General features: G+C 46.0%; 13 protein-coding genes. 9 read left to right on the top strand and 4 right to left on the bottom strand.

Annotated elements, in window-relative coordinates; translation table 11 throughout:
• Nucleotides 1-12 precede the first annotated feature (12 nt).
• The 4 genes from G9U52_RS03865 (at nucleotide 13) to G9U52_RS03850 (ending at nucleotide 4379) form a co-directional block, all read left to right on the top strand.
• The gene (locus tag G9U52_RS03865; RefSeq protein ID WP_166146352.1) at nucleotides 13-903 is read left to right on the top strand and encodes a carbon-nitrogen hydrolase family protein; all 891 of its coding nucleotides are present in this window, start codon (nucleotides 13-15) and stop codon (nucleotides 901-903) included.
• 395 nt (nucleotides 904-1298) lie between these two features.
• Nucleotides 1299-2168, top strand: a complete 870-nt coding sequence (locus G9U52_RS03860) for an AraC family transcriptional regulator (protein WP_166146350.1) — start codon at nucleotides 1299-1301, stop codon at nucleotides 2166-2168.
• Between the two features lie 117 nt (nucleotides 2169-2285).
• Complete coding sequence (locus G9U52_RS03855) at nucleotides 2286-3317, top strand: Gfo/Idh/MocA family protein (protein ID WP_166146348.1); 1032 nt, start codon at nucleotides 2286-2288, stop codon at nucleotides 3315-3317.
• Nucleotides 3318-3344: 27 nt separating this feature from the next.
• Entirely contained in the window at nucleotides 3345-4379 is a 1035-nt protein-coding gene (locus G9U52_RS03850) for a Gfo/Idh/MocA family protein (protein WP_166146346.1), read from the top strand.
• A gap of 98 nt (nucleotides 4380-4477) precedes the next feature.
• Here the strand turns inward: G9U52_RS03850 and G9U52_RS03845 are convergent, their stop codons facing one another.
• Entirely contained in the window at nucleotides 4478-5611 is a 1134-nt protein-coding gene (locus G9U52_RS03845; RefSeq protein WP_166146344.1) for a hypothetical protein, read from the bottom strand.
• A 197-nt stretch (nucleotides 5612-5808) separates the two neighbouring features.
• On the opposite strand from G9U52_RS03845, the gene G9U52_RS03840 reads away from it, so the two are divergent.
• Nucleotides 5809-6726, top strand: a complete 918-nt coding sequence (locus tag G9U52_RS03840; RefSeq protein ID WP_166146342.1) for a D-2-hydroxyacid dehydrogenase — start codon at nucleotides 5809-5811, stop codon at nucleotides 6724-6726.
• Between the two features lie 249 nt (nucleotides 6727-6975).
• Here G9U52_RS03840 and G9U52_RS40770 read toward each other — a convergent pair whose 3' ends face one another.
• From G9U52_RS40770 to G9U52_RS03830, 3 genes are read right to left on the bottom strand one after another with little or no spacing between them, the layout of a single operon-like run.
• Nucleotides 6976-7110 carry a hypothetical protein gene (locus G9U52_RS40770; RefSeq protein WP_279538539.1) on the bottom strand — a complete coding sequence of 45 codons (135 nt, stop codon included), beginning with the start codon at nucleotides 7108-7110 and terminating at the stop codon, nucleotides 6976-6978.
• A gap of 16 nt (nucleotides 7111-7126) precedes the next feature.
• Nucleotides 7127-8776: a response regulator gene (locus G9U52_RS03835; protein ID WP_166146340.1), complete on the bottom strand. Its 1650-nt coding sequence runs from the start codon at nucleotides 8774-8776 to the stop codon at nucleotides 7127-7129.
• Nucleotides 8769-10499: a sensor histidine kinase gene (locus G9U52_RS03830; RefSeq protein ID WP_207952763.1), complete on the bottom strand. Its 1731-nt coding sequence runs from the start codon at nucleotides 10497-10499 to the stop codon at nucleotides 8769-8771. The genes G9U52_RS03835 and G9U52_RS03830 overlap by 8 nt, the downstream gene beginning before the upstream one ends.
• Before the next feature lie 269 nt (nucleotides 10500-10768).
• On the opposite strand from G9U52_RS03830, the gene G9U52_RS03825 reads away from it, so the two are divergent.
• From G9U52_RS03825 to G9U52_RS03810, 4 genes are all read left to right on the top strand, one after another.
• Complete coding sequence (locus tag G9U52_RS03825) at nucleotides 10769-11512, top strand: helix-turn-helix transcriptional regulator (protein WP_166146336.1); 744 nt, start codon at nucleotides 10769-10771, stop codon at nucleotides 11510-11512.
• 121 nt (nucleotides 11513-11633) lie between these two features.
• The gene (locus G9U52_RS03820; RefSeq protein WP_375790227.1) at nucleotides 11634-12518 is read left to right on the top strand and encodes an ABC transporter permease; all 885 of its coding nucleotides are present in this window, start codon (nucleotides 11634-11636) and stop codon (nucleotides 12516-12518) included.
• Between the two features lie 65 nt (nucleotides 12519-12583).
• A complete protein-coding gene (locus G9U52_RS03815; RefSeq protein ID WP_166146714.1) occupies nucleotides 12584-13411 on the top strand; it encodes a carbohydrate ABC transporter permease in 828 nt (275 codons plus the stop codon).
• A 119-nt stretch (nucleotides 13412-13530) separates the two neighbouring features.
• On the top strand, nucleotides 13531-15237 hold the full coding sequence (locus G9U52_RS03810) for an extracellular solute-binding protein (RefSeq protein ID WP_166146334.1): 1707 nt from the start codon (nucleotides 13531-13533) through the stop codon (nucleotides 15235-15237).
• The last annotated feature ends 37 nt before the right edge of the window (nucleotides 15238-15274 follow it).

Below are 15274 nucleotides of genomic sequence, written 5' to 3'. Positions count from 1 at the left end.
GGGAGCATCATAATGACAACACTAACTATTGCTTCCGTCCAATATGGACTAGGTAGCCGAAATGGACTCACAGGAATCGAATCTGCCGAGCATTATTGGGATGGCTTGGCATCCACGATTAAAGAAGCCGCTGCCCAAGGCGCGAATTTGGTTGTATTTCCGGAATATGTAACCGCACATCTGCTAGCTTTTACGCCTGCTATGAGCAATGAGGAGGCCTGCGAATATTTGGATAGCTTTACAGCAGTCTATGAAAAATTTTTCCTAGAGCAAAGCCGTGAAACCCATATGATTATCGTCGGCGGCACCCATATTTGCAAGGAGCATGATGATTATGTCAATAAGGCTCATATGTTCTTCCCAGACGGTCGGGTAGAAACGCAAAATAAATTCCACCTGACTCCTGAAGAAAAGCAACGATGGAAGCTAAGAGGCGGCAATGCCTTAAATATGATCGATACCGAATGGGGCAAAGTCGCGATCCTGACCTGTTATGATATCGAATTTCCCGAGATTGCCCGAATCGCAGCGAAAAAAGGAGCAGAGCTGATCCTGTGCCCATCCTATACCGATACGGCCGCCGGCTATCATCGTGTGCGGAATTGCTGCCAGGCGCGGGCGATTGAGAATCAATTTTTTGTGCAATTAAGCGGCATTGTGGGCAGCATGTCCGAGCCACGTCCGCAGATTGATGAAGGCCATTGCCAGGCCGGTGTATTCTCCTCCTGCGATTTTCCTTTTCCTAGCGATGGCATCCTGGGTGTCGGTACAGTAAATGAAAATATGATTGTGTATACGACCATCGATTTCGCCCAGCTTCGCCAAAACCGCGAGCATGGGATCGTTGCTCCCTTTTATGACCGCCGACAGGATTTATATGATAGGGAAGAGCTGGACTTATAGCTAGAGCTACACAAGATGAAATTCATATACGATCAGCAAGGCGACGCTGCGCAAGCAGCCCCTTCCTTCGATCGCTGTTGCAGCCCGATTCTTGGATTTTCTTAGCCCCATTAGGGTAAGAATCCGGCTGCAAAGGCGAACACTTCGTTTCTCCAGAAGGGGCTGCCTGCTCCGCTCGGCTTTGCGTTTCTTACATAATCGTAGTAGAAGTACGGTGAATAAGCAGCGGAGCGGCAGGGGTGTTCTGTAGATAGCGAAGCGGTGCCTTTGTTCATAGATTGTCACCTCTAAATATCTTATCTAATCCAATAATCTATGAACAATAGCAATCGAAGGAACACCTCTGCCGCGCAGCGCCACCTATTCACCGCACTTTACCCCCCAGGAGGCTCCGCATGCGTAAAGAAAAAATGGATTTGGACCAAGTGTTTCCAGTTGATATGGCCATTCGCTCGATCAGGGCCAACACGGTAACGCAGCATTGGCATCCATTTCTGGAGCTTGGCCTTTGCCTTTCAGGTGAGGGCTGGTTTCATATTGTAGATAGGACTTATGCGGTGCGGCCAGGCGATGTATTCGTGGTCAATCAAGCGCAGCCCCATATTGCCAATTGCGATCCGGGAAAAATATGCCAGTTTTTGTTTATTTATTTTCGCCCCTCGATATTAGAAACGAGTGAACCCGAGTTACTGCTCCCCTTTAATTCGAAGCCTTTCGTTATCCGCAACCAAATTTCTGGAGAGCTCCCGATAGCGCGGGATATTGGTAGATTGATGAGCACGATGAGCGAGGAATTGGAGCAAAAGCAGATCGGCTATAGAAGCCATGTGATAGGTGCGCTTATGCAGTCATGCGCCTTGCTCGTCCGTTATTATAGATCGCTGCTCAGTGAGCAGGAATGGAATGTGACCCAGACCTCATTTAACCGGATCTTTCCGGCGTTGCAATTTATTAGAGAGCATTATACGGAAACGATTCATTTGGAGGATGTGGCTTCGCATATATCACTGAGCCCCTCGCGGACATACCATCTGTTTAAAGAAAGTATCGGGGATGGGTTTAAAGAATATTTGATCAAAATGCGGGTAAAGGAAGCGCAGCGGTTATTGATTGGCAGTGAGCTGCCGATTACCGATGTTTTTTTGCAAAGCGGTTTTCCTAACCACGCCTCCTTTTATCGTTCCTTCCAGCAGCTTGTGAAGATGACTCCACGGCAATATAGAGCGAGTGTAGGTACCACAGCGGATTTTATGAATTTTCCATAGTTTATTTTGATGCTTAGCCAGCTTCTCGGCGCTACAATGGATAAAGAAGCTGGCAAGGGATGGTGAGGATAAGGATTACCCAGTGCAGCTTCCAATCAGGAAGGGGTAATGCTATATATGTCAAATAATGTTAAAAAATTAAAGGTCGGAATCGTTGGCTGCGGCAGGCATATGTTCGAATTTATGTATAACTGCTTGCGGTGGGCACAGCCCGTTTCCGTGCTGGCGGCATGTGATATCGATGAAAGCCGGTTAGACAAATTTACAGGGCATTACAATATTCCGAAGCGTTATACGGACTTTCGTGAAATGTTCGCCAAAGAGCCGTTGGATGCGATCATTTGTGTGATTAATCCGGAGATGCATTATGAGGTGGCAAAAGCTGCTATGCTGTCCGGGATTGATGTGTTGGTGGAAAAAACGCCTTGTTTAAATACGGCACAAGCCGAGGAATTGCTGGCGATTCAGGAGCAAACGGGCAGAACTACGATGGTCGGGTTTAACCGTCGATTTACTACATCCTATGTGATGGCGAAACAAATTTCACAGCGTCCGGAGTTTGGCGGTGTGCATATGTTCCAATCACAATTTAATGCTTCGCCTTATAAATCAGACGACGAATTTAAGCTAAGCCACATCATTCATCATTTTGATTTGGCTCGTTTTATGCTGGGCGAAATCAAGCTAACGCATGCACAGCGCATTAGCTTGGATGAGACCATTGGTCATACGCAGGTCGGCTATACGATTTCTTTCCGTTCGGAGAGTGGAGCGATCGGGTCGATCCAGTCGGCTTCCATTCTCGACGAAATGTATCCGATGGAACGCTTGGAGTTACTCGGTAACAAGCAAAATATTGTCGTAGATAATATTCGAAATCTCGTTTATAACCGTCCGCAGAGCCATCGGCGTGACCATTACAAGCCCTACGATTTAGTGGAAAGTGGCGATGCCCTTGTATGGAACTCAAGCTTGGGCTTATATCCACGTTTCTCCTATTACGGCTATGAGGACCAAATGGTCTATTTTATCGATAGCTTAGTGAATGGACGCAAGCCGGAGCCCAACTTTGCCGATACGGTAAAGACGATGAGGCTGCTGGATGATTTGGATGAAATGCTGGGCATACAGCCTAAATCATCGTTTTAGAATAATGATTTCAGGAGGAATGTTGGTATGGAGAAAAAACTGCGAATTGGCATTGTAGGCTGCGGAAAGCATATGTTCGAATTTATTTATACATGTTTAAGATGGGCACAGCCGGTTTCGGTAGTGGCAATCTGTGATATCGACGAGGGCAAATTAAACCGTTTCTCGAATTATTACAATATTCCTCAAACTTACACGGATTATAACGAGATGCTGGCAGCTGAATCGCTGGACGCGATTATTTGTGTCATTAATGAGCAAATGCATGTCGAGGTAGCTAAGGCAGCGTTGCTTGCGGGTGTAAATATTTTTGTGGAAAAAACACCAAGCTCCACCAGCCAGCAAGCCCGGGAATTGGTTGAAATCCAGAAGCAGACAGGCAAGACAGCGATGGTTGGCTTTAACCGCAGGTTTATGACCTCCTATGTGATGGCGAAGGAAATCTCGCAGCGCTCGGAATTCGGCGGGATTTATATGTACCAGTCACAATTTAATACGACACCTTATAAATCAGAGGCTTATTTTAAACTGAACCATGTTATTCATCATCTCGATTTGGCACGTTTTATGATGGGCGAGATTCAATTGACGCAGGTGCAGCGCGTTTTCATCGACGACAAAAGAGTCGGCTATACGATTTCCTTCAAAGCGGAAAGTGGCGGCATTGGTACGATTCAATCAGGCTCGCTGCTTGACGAGCTATACCCGATGGAGCGACTGGAATTAATCGGTGACCGGCGCAATGTAGTGGTAGATAATGTGAAGAATGTGGTCTACAACCGTCCTCCCAGTCAAAAAAAGGATCAATTCAAGCCCTATGCCTTGCTGGAAGGCGGAGATACTTTAAGCTGGAATACAAGCCATGGCTTATATCCAAAGCATTCTTATCACGGCTATGAGGATGAGCTGGTTTATTTCATCGATTGTCTAATTAACGGTCGCAAGCCGGAGCCCAACTACGAGGATTCCGTGAAGACGATGCAGCTGCTTGAGGATATGGAAGCTTTGTTGGCTGAAGGAAGCCCATCATTCGTTCGTGCATCTGGGCAATTACACGACTAATAAGAGAGCCACAACAAAAAGCCCATTCCCTTTAATAAAGCGGGAGCTGGGCTTCTTGCCTTACAAGCTATTTACATGAATCTAATGACTTCCTTCTACTAATTGATCGAGATAGCTGAAATACTTCCATTTGTTTTAAAATCTGTGGTGTAAGCTAATGTAGCTGTAGCAGTTATAGTGCCATTAGGGCCTGTAACCGTAATGGTTGGATTGGAGGAATATCCGGCTCCTGGATTTGTAATCGTTAACCCTGTAACGACACCATCCGTAACGGTTGCTGTAGCTGTAGCCAAAGTCCTTGACCAGACCTCGCCTTTGCTTTCACTGTAACGATAGTAGTTGGATACCTCATCCAAGCGTTCATTGGTGATGCCATAGGGAGCAAGAACATTCATTAGTGCTGCTTTATTACGTTGTGCCAGCTCGGAGCTTGGTCCGTCGCCTCCTGCACCTGCTGGAGTAACCCCGCTGAAGGCTTCTCTAAAAACCTCAGTCGGTACCCCTAGTGCTGCGGCAATCAATACAACCGGCCTGCCATTGTCCTGTGGATCTGTGTTAAATCCACCTGATACGACAACGGTCGTACCATTTTCAGCATTAGTAGTGGTAGTAGTTGTGCCTGTATTGGTACCTGCACCTGTACCATTTTGCCCTGGAGCATGGTCTGGACGAGGTCCTTGTTGTCCTTGTCCTTGCATGCCCTTTCCGCCTCTGATGCCCAGTGACTCCATTTTTGTATAATAATAAGCTCTCAGCTCTTGTTGAATTTCCTCTAACGTAAGCCCGTCTGTATTAATATTGGCTTCTGCAGCTGCACTTTTTAGTAGATCGGCAATGGATTCCAATTCTTTCAGGCGAATTTCTTGCTGGATGTCTTCAATTTGTCGCCCTTCGGTTACGATCCCTTTTTCTGCGGCTGCTTGCAGGGTCCGTTCTTGGCGTTCCTCTGCTGTTGGACCTTCATGTCTTGGCGCTGGAGGTGTAGTGCCCGGTTCCGGTCGATTTTCCTGACTATTCATATCCTGTTGTTGCGTATCTCCATTAGCGGAAGCTCTAGCTGGAGGAGCTTCAGGTGGTTTTCCAGGCTTCTCGGATTGTCCGGATTTTTGTACAGCAGGTGGGCGTTGTGGGGAAGATGCACCGGAATCGACAGCTGCATAAGTATTCATACCCCCAAGAATGGTTACGGACAGGGCGCTGATAAGGGCTAGGCTTAATGTTGTTTTTTTCATTTTTAATTTCTCCTCTGCTTATGTATGGGTTTGTTCCTACAACTTCAATATAAAGCGCTAATGTGTTGGGAAGATGTCGATTACTGCGAGTCATCGTGATAGAATAAGGATGGATATGCAAGCTGTTAGAAATATATATTCGAAAGGGGACCAGGCAATTGATAAAAGCCATATTAAGTTATTCAGGAGATTTCACATTGGAGAGCAGACATGAGGATAGGCTAAAGCAGCAGTTTCCGCAAATTAGCTTTGTGACGGGCAAGCGGGGCGAGCTGCCGCAAAGTGAGCTGGAGGAAGCAGTGGTGTATGTGGGCTGGCCAACGGATGACGAAATCCGGGCGATGCCGAAGCTTCAATGGATACAGCTACCAAGTGCGGGAGCAGATGGCTATGTGAGCAATCCTGCATTGCGGGAGCAGGTTGTCGTGACCAATTCGAGCGGCGTTTTCGGAGTTCCCGGAGCGGAGCATGCGATAGCGCTGATGTTGGCCTTCACCAGGCAGCTTCATGTCCATTTTCGGCAGCAAGCAGAGAAGATTTGGAAGCGCAATCCGTATTGCTTAGAGATTCAAGATTCAACCGTAACGGTAATCGGTATGGGGGATATTGGCACCGAGATTTGCCGTAAAGCCAAAGGGCTTGGTGCTTATGTAATCGCTGTCAAACGTAGCCAAGCCGCAAAGCCGGAGTTTGTCGACGAGCTGGTTGTAACAGCCGATTTGGGTGAGGTGCTGGAGAGATCAGACTTTATCGTATCTGCGCTTCCCATGACAGAGCAAACCAAAGGGCTAATTAGTGCCGAGCTAATTAAGAAAATGAAAAAAGGCGCCGTATTTATCAATGTAGGAAGAGGCGGAACCGTAGATGAAGCGGCTTTAATCGAGGCCTTGCAGAACGGCGATTTGGAAGGTGCTGGACTTGATGTGACCGAGATTGAACCATTGCCGAATACAAGCCCGCTATGGTCGATGGATAATGTAATGATTACTTCGCATGCAGTTGGGGTTACACCTAAAAAGGCAGATCGTAGAACCGCTTTGCTGGTTGCGAATTTCGAGAAATTTTTGCAAGGGGAGCCCTTGACCAATACAGTAGTTCGTGCAAGAGGTTATTAAGGGGAGTGAAAGTAGGTTGCCTGAGATCAATTGAGATTAACTGAGACTAACTGAGATTAACTGAAGCTAACTGGAAAATATCCCGCTAAAACTGCCGATATCGCAGGAAACCATATCCTTAGCGGGATTTCCTCCATGTAATTCTGCGGCAAAAGCTAAAATCATCAACAGGGTAGCGAATTATAGGAGGAAAAGGGGAGTAATTGGAAAAAAAGTAAGTATGGCATGAATTAACTGGAGGAATTCTGGTTAAAGCTTGGCGCCCCTCAGACATTTTCTCTTCTCCCATGCATAAATCTCTCCCCTCAACCCGTAGCCCCAATCGCCTCGTTTACCCAACCTCATCGCAAGCAGTCCCAAACGCTTCTTTATATCCACTCTCATTTCCCACCCCCAATCCTTATCCCATACCCGTTATATCCCTGCTGCGGTATTCGTCCGGCGTCATATTAAAATACTTTTTAAACACGCGAGAGAAATGCGATGGGTTTACGTAACCTGATTTTTTAGAAATTTCATGAATTTTCTCATTGGTTTCGCTTAGCAGATGTGATGCCTTTTCCATACGCAGCCGATAAATATAGTCGCTGACGCCCTCGCCGGTCTCCAACTTAAAAATTTTAGATAAATAAGCAGGGTGCAGATATACGTGGTCCGCCAAGGACTGCAACGATACGTCGTTATCGAGGTTAGCCTGGACGAAGTCGTGTACCTTATGAATAATGGTATGGTGGCTGCCCTTCGCCTCCTTGACTGCATGGTCGCGCAGCGTATCGATAATCCTGCTGCCCCACCGCTCCAAGCTATCGATCGAGATTAGCGTCTCGTGGTCAGTGGCCTTAAGCAGGCCGATGTCATCGAATTGCTCCAGCAGCAGCCCTTGCTTATGCAGTGTCTGCAAGGAGGCGGAGCTAAGCATTAAGGCGGTCTCCTGCATATATTCATAGGTGTAGCCTTTTTTTACCCGCAGCTCCTCGATGATCAGCATAAATTTGTCCTTGGCGGCATTCCATCGCCCAGCCTCTAATAGATGCACGAGCATCGGCGGCTCATAAAGATTACGCAGTGGCTGGAACTCGGCAGCCGGTAATTCATGCAAAGAACTAATAAAAAAGCCTTGCAGATTCTCGGGATGCTTATGGATAATCGAGATCGAGTTCTGGTAATACGGATAAATTTGCTCGGGAAAGCTACCCCAATCACTGATCAATACCGAGATGCTACCCTTTAGATATTGAATGACGCTATCCTGTAGCTGGAGGGAGAGCTTCTCCAGCATTTTTCGCGCCTGCTGCTCGCTAAGCTCATGGCTCGAAAGGAAATTAGGGTCCTTGGGGGTTATGACGAATACTAAGTAATCATAAATATCTTTGCACTGCCATAAATGAAATTTCTCGTCAAAGATTTCTTCGCTAATATTCGTAATGCCGAATTCGAGCAGAGACCGGCTGTAATCATCATAATTACTGAAGCCTTCCTCCATACGGATAAACATCATCGCAAAGGGCAGCTCCCGTTTATCCGGTAAATGATACATCGTCAGCTTTTTATCCAGCGTTAATGGAGGTATGTATTTACCTTGGATCAGTTCGTTCAAAAGCGCACTCCGCAGCTGCGGCAGGTGCTCGCTGAGTGTGTACAAAGTGCGCTGCTGCGAGATGACCTCCTGCCACTCGGCTTCAATCAGCTCGATGGCTGTACGCACCGTTTGCAGCAGCTCATCCTCTTTAACCGGCTTCAGCAAATAAGCGACAGCTCGCGACGATACCGCTTGCTGGGCATAGCTGAAATCCGAGTGCCCGGATAAAAGAATACATTTGGTTTTACTGGAAATACTGCGTATTTGATCAATGAGCTCCAGACCCGACAAACCCGGCATACGGATATCTGTAATAACGACATGGATATTATCGAATTGAATTCGCTCTAGCGCTTCATTAGCCGAATGGGCGGTATGGATCGAAGTGATCCCAAGCTCCTCCCATGGATACGTATTGGCCAAATTATCGACCACAAACTTTTCGTCATCAACGATTAATAATTCAAACATTTGCAAGCTCACCCTTCCTCATTGAAAGCACCGATTTAACGCCTCCGAGCAGCGAATGGTTTAACCTCAGCCCGGATTCCTCGCCGTACATATATATGATTCGTTGATGCACATTCCATAGCCCGCAGCCCATTTCCTCCGTTAAAGGCTGTGAGCATTTATTCCTGAGCTCCTGTAATTTCTCATCGGTCATTCCTACTCCATTATCCTCGACAATAATATCGATATGCTGTCCGTTAAATTCCATATAAATAATGATTTTCCCATCCCCGACAAGCGGCTCAAGACCATGAATGATTGCATTTTCCACCAAAGGCTGAAGCAATAAGGGGGGGATCGGGAGGTTCATCATATAGTCCGGTATACGAATCTCATAGTCAATCTGCTGCCGAAGCTGCTGGATGGTCAAATAATTATTAACAAGGCCCAGCTCCTCCTTCAAGGTCGATGTTGGTTTCTCGGCGCGGGTTGTATACCGATAATAATCACCGAGATTGGTCGCCATTGCTTCTACAGCTTTATTTTCACCAAGCCTCGACATGCTGACAATAAAAAATAGGCAGTTATAAAAAAAGTGCGGGTTGATCTGCGATTGCAATTGCTTTAATGTAGCTTCCCGTGAACGGAGCTTTTCAGCGTACACCTTTTCAATTAGCTCCTGAATTTCGGCAGCCATTTCATTAAAGCGGCTAAACAGAAAATGAAATTCATTCTTAGGCTGGTTGGACAGCCGTGCCGAATAGTCGCCTCGCTTGAGCTTCTGCACATTATTAATCAATTCCCGAATAGGAATCTGCACATTGCGGTAAAGGAAGAAGGACATCGCCGTTCCGAGCACGAGTAAAATGAGCATCACCGAGAAAAATAGATTACGGCTTTTGTACATGGGCGATAGCACCTCATCAAGCGGGACAAAATCGACCAAATGCCAGCCGAGCACCGTAGAGGGAACCGTACTTACCAAATAGGGCTTGCCAGCGATGGTCACTTGAGCTTGGCTGCCTTTATTACCGGGTGTATGGCTTTCAAAATATTGGATCAATTCGTTAATATGGTCGGCATTCCCTTTACGGTTCGTAATCGGCTCGAAGCTAGGCTTGTAGAAAAAGGGATTGCCCTTGCGGCTGCTTACAAATTCATCGAGCATGTTTTTTAAATTGTCGGTTGTAAAGCTCGTTTCCACGATCAGATTGGCAGAGGCTAGGTCATAACGTGAGCTTGGCGGAGATGTTGTGTACCAGGTAAAGCGGTCATCAGGATTCGATTGATCTTTTTTATAAAAGGTCCACTTGGTGATCAAGCTTTCCTCCAGCTGCGGCATCTTGTACTCAATAACGGGATACGTAGATAGGGCAGCACCGGATACAGGCGAAAAGATCGAGATATTGTTTTTCCAGCTACTGGAGCTGCTATATAGGAGAAGCTTATCCTCAATCGACTTTTTTGTTTTTAATATAGTAAAAAAGCTTTGCTTCGTATCGATCTGGACAATTTCACGAACACTGCTTTCATTGCTCTCATTGCTCAAGGTAATGGAATGGAGAGCGAGCTGGGCAGCGGTATTCTCGACCTGGCTTAAGAAGAAATTAAGCTGGCGGATGCTGGAGGCCTCGATTTCATTCTGGATGACCTGCACACTAGTCTGGTACGAATAGCTGTATAGAAACATAACGGGGATTAATAAGACGAGCATAAGCAGCATGATTCTTTTGAAAAAGCTCATTTTGAACGGCATAAGGCACCTTCATTCCTCATAAATACGATAATCCTAGTTTATCATGAACGATACTGTAGAAATAGACACCACTTCTTAAATGCTTAAGATTAGTACACGTTTCCAAAGAGGAGAATATATGCGATTGGCCAAAAAGGTCTTATGATAAGAAAGTAAGAAAAGTGCTGATGCTTACGAAGTGAGTATTGTTACGGAAAACTAAGTGGATGCTTACGAAGTGAGTTTTCCTACGGAAAACTTTTAGGAGGGGAAAAATATTGATCTCTGGAGCGAGCACGGCTGTTGCTGCATCACGAATTCCCGCCAAACCATCCAGTGCGCAAGATGAAGATTACAGCTTATTTCATGCGTCCTTAAGTGAATCTCTGGTATTGATTCAATTGCTAGAGGAGCGCCGTTGGGATGCAGCTGAACAAAAGCTTCGCGATTTATTTGCCCAATGGTATGCGGCTGAGGATATGACAGGTGAACTTGCGCTGGAAATGTTCTATATGCTTTGTATGGTCTATAGCTATGCGGCCAGCCGCCAAGGAAGGCAGCCTGAATCCGTATTCGGCAACGAATCGACAAAGCTGGCTATGCGTGCAGCGGGCTCATCCTTAACAGAGCTGGAGCAATGGGCTATGGGATCATTAAATAACCTGAGAGCGGATCAAGATGGAGCATTTGCAGTGGCTGTGCCCCATAGCAATGATATTATCCAGCATATCCAACAAATCGTACAGCAAAATTTGCACGAGGATGTGTCGCTGCAGCTGCTTTCGGATAAAGTGAATCTTCATCCCAAATATGTATCCTGGCTGTATAAGAATGAAACGGGTGAAGGCTTTAATGATTACGTACATCGCTTGAAAATGGAAAGAGCGGTTCATTTTTTACGTAATAGCCGAAAAAAAGTATATGAGATCGCCAGCAATCTAGGCTATCAACATACGTCTTATTTTATTCGGGTGTTCAAGGAACGCTTTCAAATGACGCCCCAGCAGTATAGAGACCAATAAGCTTGTTTATAACGCAGACAGAGGAGAGCGCAGAGCTATGGAAAACGCGCAGCAAATGAAGCAAGAAGCCCTTGAACATACAACGGCTAAGTCAAAAAAAATAAAGCCCAAATGGAACCTGATGCGCAATTGGCCTTTGCATCTAATGGTCATTCCCGCCTTTTTGGTCGTCATTATTTTCCAGTATGGTCCGTTGCCCGGACTTATTATGGCTTTTCAGGAATTTAAGCCTTGGCTCGGATTTACCGATTCCCCATTTGTTGGCTTGGAGCAGTTCAGCAAGATGTGGGAGTTTCCGCAATCCCGCCAGGTAATACTCAATACGTTAATTATCGCCAGCTTAAAGGTGGCCTTTCAACTGATTGTTCCCTTTATATTCGCGTTGCTCCTTAATGAAATTCGGGTTATCGGCTATAAGCGAACCATCCAGACGATGGTGTACCTGCCCCATTTCTTGTCATGGGTCATTCTGGGCGGCATCCTGATCGATATGCTCTCTACAGATGGAGGAATGATCAACCGAATTCTTAGCTCGGTGTTTGGGATTAAACCGATATTTTTCCTGGGCAATGGCGATTGGTTCCGGTTTACAGTCGTGGTTAGTGATGTGTGGAAGGATTTTGGCTTTGCCACGATTATATTTCTCGCTGCCCTTGCCGGTATAGATCCTAGCCTTTACGAGGCTGCGGTGATGGATGGCTGCAATCGCTTTAAGCAGGTTCTGTATATTACGATTCCCGGCTTGATTCCGATCTCTATTGTAGTAGGAACCCTCTCACTTGGAAGCATCTTGAACGCTGGCTTCGACCAGATCTTCAATCTCTATAATCCGTTAGTCTACGGCAAAGGCGATATTATTGATACGTATGTGTATCGAGTCGGGCTGCTGAGCGGTGATTACAGCTTTGGTACAGCGGTGGGGATGTTCAAATCCATCGTCAGCTTTATCCTCATTATGATTGCTTATCGGATGGCTTACGTGTTCGCCAATTATCGAATTTTTTAGGAGGATTAACATTGAATTACCCATCGATTCCTTATAAACTGTTTAGCATATTCAATTATATATGTATGGGGCTGCTTGCTTTGCTGTGTATGCTACCCCTTGTGCACATTCTTGCTGTTTCCTTTAGCTCCCCGGCTGCTGCGGGTGCCAATTTAGTAGGCGTTTGGCCGATTGGCTTCACCGTTGATGCCTATACCAAAACCTTGGAAAATGAAAATTTCCTTCGGGCATTAGTTAATGGTGTAACGCGTACAGTTGCGGGAACTGCCGTTTCCATGGCGCTTATTACGCTTACCGCTTATGCATTATCGAAGGATAACCGCGATTTTCGGGGTAGAACCTTTTATATGTGGACCTTTGTATTTACGATGCTTATGCATGCGGGCTTAGTCCCTACCTATATCCTGATCCAAAAGCTGGGTATGATGAACACGTTATGGGCATTAATTTTGCCGCATGCGGTCAATGTATTTAATATGATTTTGCTGCTTAATTTTTTTCGCTCGAGCGTTCCAAAGGCTTTGGAAGAGGCGGCCTATATGGATGGAGCGGGGCATTTCCGCACCGTATTTAGTATTTATTTACCGCTGGCATTGCCGGCAATTGCTACGGTTTCGCTGTTCACGATGGTCGGCCAGTGGAATTCGTGGTTTGACGGCCTCATTTATATCACGAAGGCACAAAATTATCCACTTGCCACTTTTTTGCAGACGATTATTGTGCAGCGGGATTTAAGTAGTATGAATGTGAGTGCCGATGATCTGGAGCAAATGAGTGAACAAACCGTTAGAGCCTCGCAAATGTTTATTGGCGTTGTTCCGATTTTGCTTGTCTACCCATTTCTGCAAAAGTATTTTGTAAAAGGTATTGTGATGGGCTCGGTTAAGGAATAGGCTGCTTTTGTCAAGGAAGGCATACTGGATAGAATGATATGGATATAGATAATTTGATATATCTATCATCAATACCTTCCGATATACTCATGTTGAAAACATATGAATGGGGGATTTTCATGACTCACCTGTCGTTAAAGAAGGCATTCGTTCCATTGCTGCTCACCTCTGCGTTACTTACGGTAACCGCTTGCAGTACAGATCCGGTAGTAGCACCCAAGGTTCCAACGGCTGATGCTACGGCACCAACAACAGGCATCCAATACACGGCACCGTTTAAAGACGGTAAATATGATCCGCCAATTACTCTTACGACGATTGCCCAAATCAGCTCAAGCACAACCTTCAAAAACGGTGAAACGATGGAAAACAATGTCCATACCAAATGGGCCAAGGATCGTCTCGGGATTCAATTGAAATATAACTGGACAGCACCACAGGCGAATAAAGCCTTTGAGACAAGAATTCGTCTTGCTTTATCTGCGAATGAAGAAATGCCGGATATCGTTGCGCTTGGAAACGTTGGGTTATTAAATGATTTAATCGATTCCGGCAAGTTTATGGAAGTCGGGAAAATGTGGGAGCAATACGCCTCACCAACCTACAAGAAGGCCGTCAATGAAGATCCGACCATGTGGTATCCGTTCATGCGCAAGGATGGAGCCTACGGTATTCCGATCCCCGAATATTCCTGGAACAATGATACCGTTATGTATTTCCGCGAGGATTGGCTGCAAAAGCTGAACCTGAAAGCACCAACAACGCTGGATGAATTGGAAAAGGTGATGGATGCCTTTGTTACCCAGGATCCTGATGGCAATGGCAAGGCAGATACGTACGGGATCGCGATGGCTTTCCGTGATTCACTTATTCAAGGCCAAGGCAGTGCGAGCTGGTTGTTTGGTGCTCATGGCACGATGGCAGAAATATGGACGGAGAAGCCTGATGGCACTTTAGCTTATGGCTCCGTACAGCCTGGAGTAAAGCCGGCGCTCGGCAAGCTGAAGGAATATATTGAAAAAGGCTATATCCATAAAGAAGCTGCGCTTCAGGATGAAACCAAAGCCGCTGCCCTGTTCACCTCAGGCCGTGCCGGCATTATTGCAGGCCCGCACTGGATGACCTTATTCCCGTTAGCCGATCTTGCGAAAAACGTTCCAGGAGCGAAGTTTAAAGCCTATCCCGTTCCGAAGGGACCTGATGGCAAGCAAGGCCGTACAGGTAACTTGAACTTCACGGGTGCTGTATTGATTAACAAAAACATGAAAAATCCAGATGCCTTTTTCGTTTATCAAAACTATTTGTTCGAGAATTTTGCCTTCCCAAGCAAAGACAGCGAATTTAAATACCAATTTGCTGAAGGCTATGATTACGCAATTGTTGATGGCAAACCAACGGCAGATACGACCAAAATTCCAGGCGGGCGTGTTATTCCGCAAAAGTATACCTTAACGATGGAAGGTGCACGCATTCCTTCCTCACAGATGGAAGCCTATGTGAATTTGGCTAAAGGCAATGGCCCAACGAATCAATTTGAAGTCAGGTCAAGCCTGATCGCCGATGAGGTAAGATTACAGGCGGCGACGGTTAACCTGTCGATGAAGGATATTTCTTATCGTGAGAAATATACAGCACCTCCAACCAAGACGATGAAATCCAGATGGGATAACCTGAAGCAGCAGGAAAAAGATATTTTCGCAAAAATTATTTATGGTGAAGCACCACTCACAGAGTTCGACAATTTCGTGAAAACATGGGAATCCTCTGGCGGCTCCACGATTACTGGTGAAGTTAATGAATGGTACACCAGCGTCAAAAAGAAATAATTGGTGTTAACAATGAAGTTGGTTAAGGGCGGTACCA

Origin of the sequence: Paenibacillus agricola, from assembly GCF_011440305.1 — a bacterium.
Taxonomy (GTDB): domain Bacteria; phylum Bacillota; class Bacilli; order Paenibacillales; family NBRC-103111; genus Paenibacillus_S; species Paenibacillus_S agricola.
This window is presented reverse-complemented; position numbering and strand designations above follow the sequence as displayed.

Coding starts and splice junctions, on each gene's coding strand:
- G9U52_RS03865 (WP_166146352.1), top strand. CDS start 13: ATGACAACACTAACTATTGCTTCCGTCCAATATGGACTAGGTAGCCGA.
- G9U52_RS03860 (WP_166146350.1), top strand. CDS start 1,299: ATGCGTAAAGAAAAAATGGATTTGGACCAAGTGTTTCCAGTTGATATG.
- G9U52_RS03855 (WP_166146348.1), top strand. CDS start 2,286: ATGTCAAATAATGTTAAAAAATTAAAGGTCGGAATCGTTGGCTGCGGC.
- G9U52_RS03850 (WP_166146346.1), top strand. CDS start 3,345: ATGGAGAAAAAACTGCGAATTGGCATTGTAGGCTGCGGAAAGCATATG.
- G9U52_RS03845 (WP_166146344.1), bottom strand. CDS start 5,611: ATGAAAAAAACAACATTAAGCCTAGCCCTTATCAGCGCCCTGTCCGTA.
- G9U52_RS40770 (WP_279538539.1), bottom strand. CDS start 7,110: ATGAGAGTGGATATAAAGAAGCGTTTGGGACTGCTTGCGATGAGGTTG.
- G9U52_RS03835 (WP_166146340.1), bottom strand. CDS start 8,776: ATGTTTGAATTATTAATCGTTGATGACGAAAAGTTTGTGGTCGATAAT.
- G9U52_RS03830 (WP_207952763.1), bottom strand. CDS start 10,499: ATGAGCTTTTTCAAAAGAATCATGCTGCTTATGCTCGTCTTATTAATC.
- G9U52_RS03820 (WP_375790227.1), top strand. CDS start 11,634: ATGCGCAATTGGCCTTTGCATCTAATGGTCATTCCCGCCTTTTTGGTC.
- G9U52_RS03815 (WP_166146714.1), top strand. CDS start 12,584: ATGGGGCTGCTTGCTTTGCTGTGTATGCTACCCCTTGTGCACATTCTT.
- G9U52_RS03810 (WP_166146334.1), top strand. CDS start 13,531: ATGACTCACCTGTCGTTAAAGAAGGCATTCGTTCCATTGCTGCTCACC.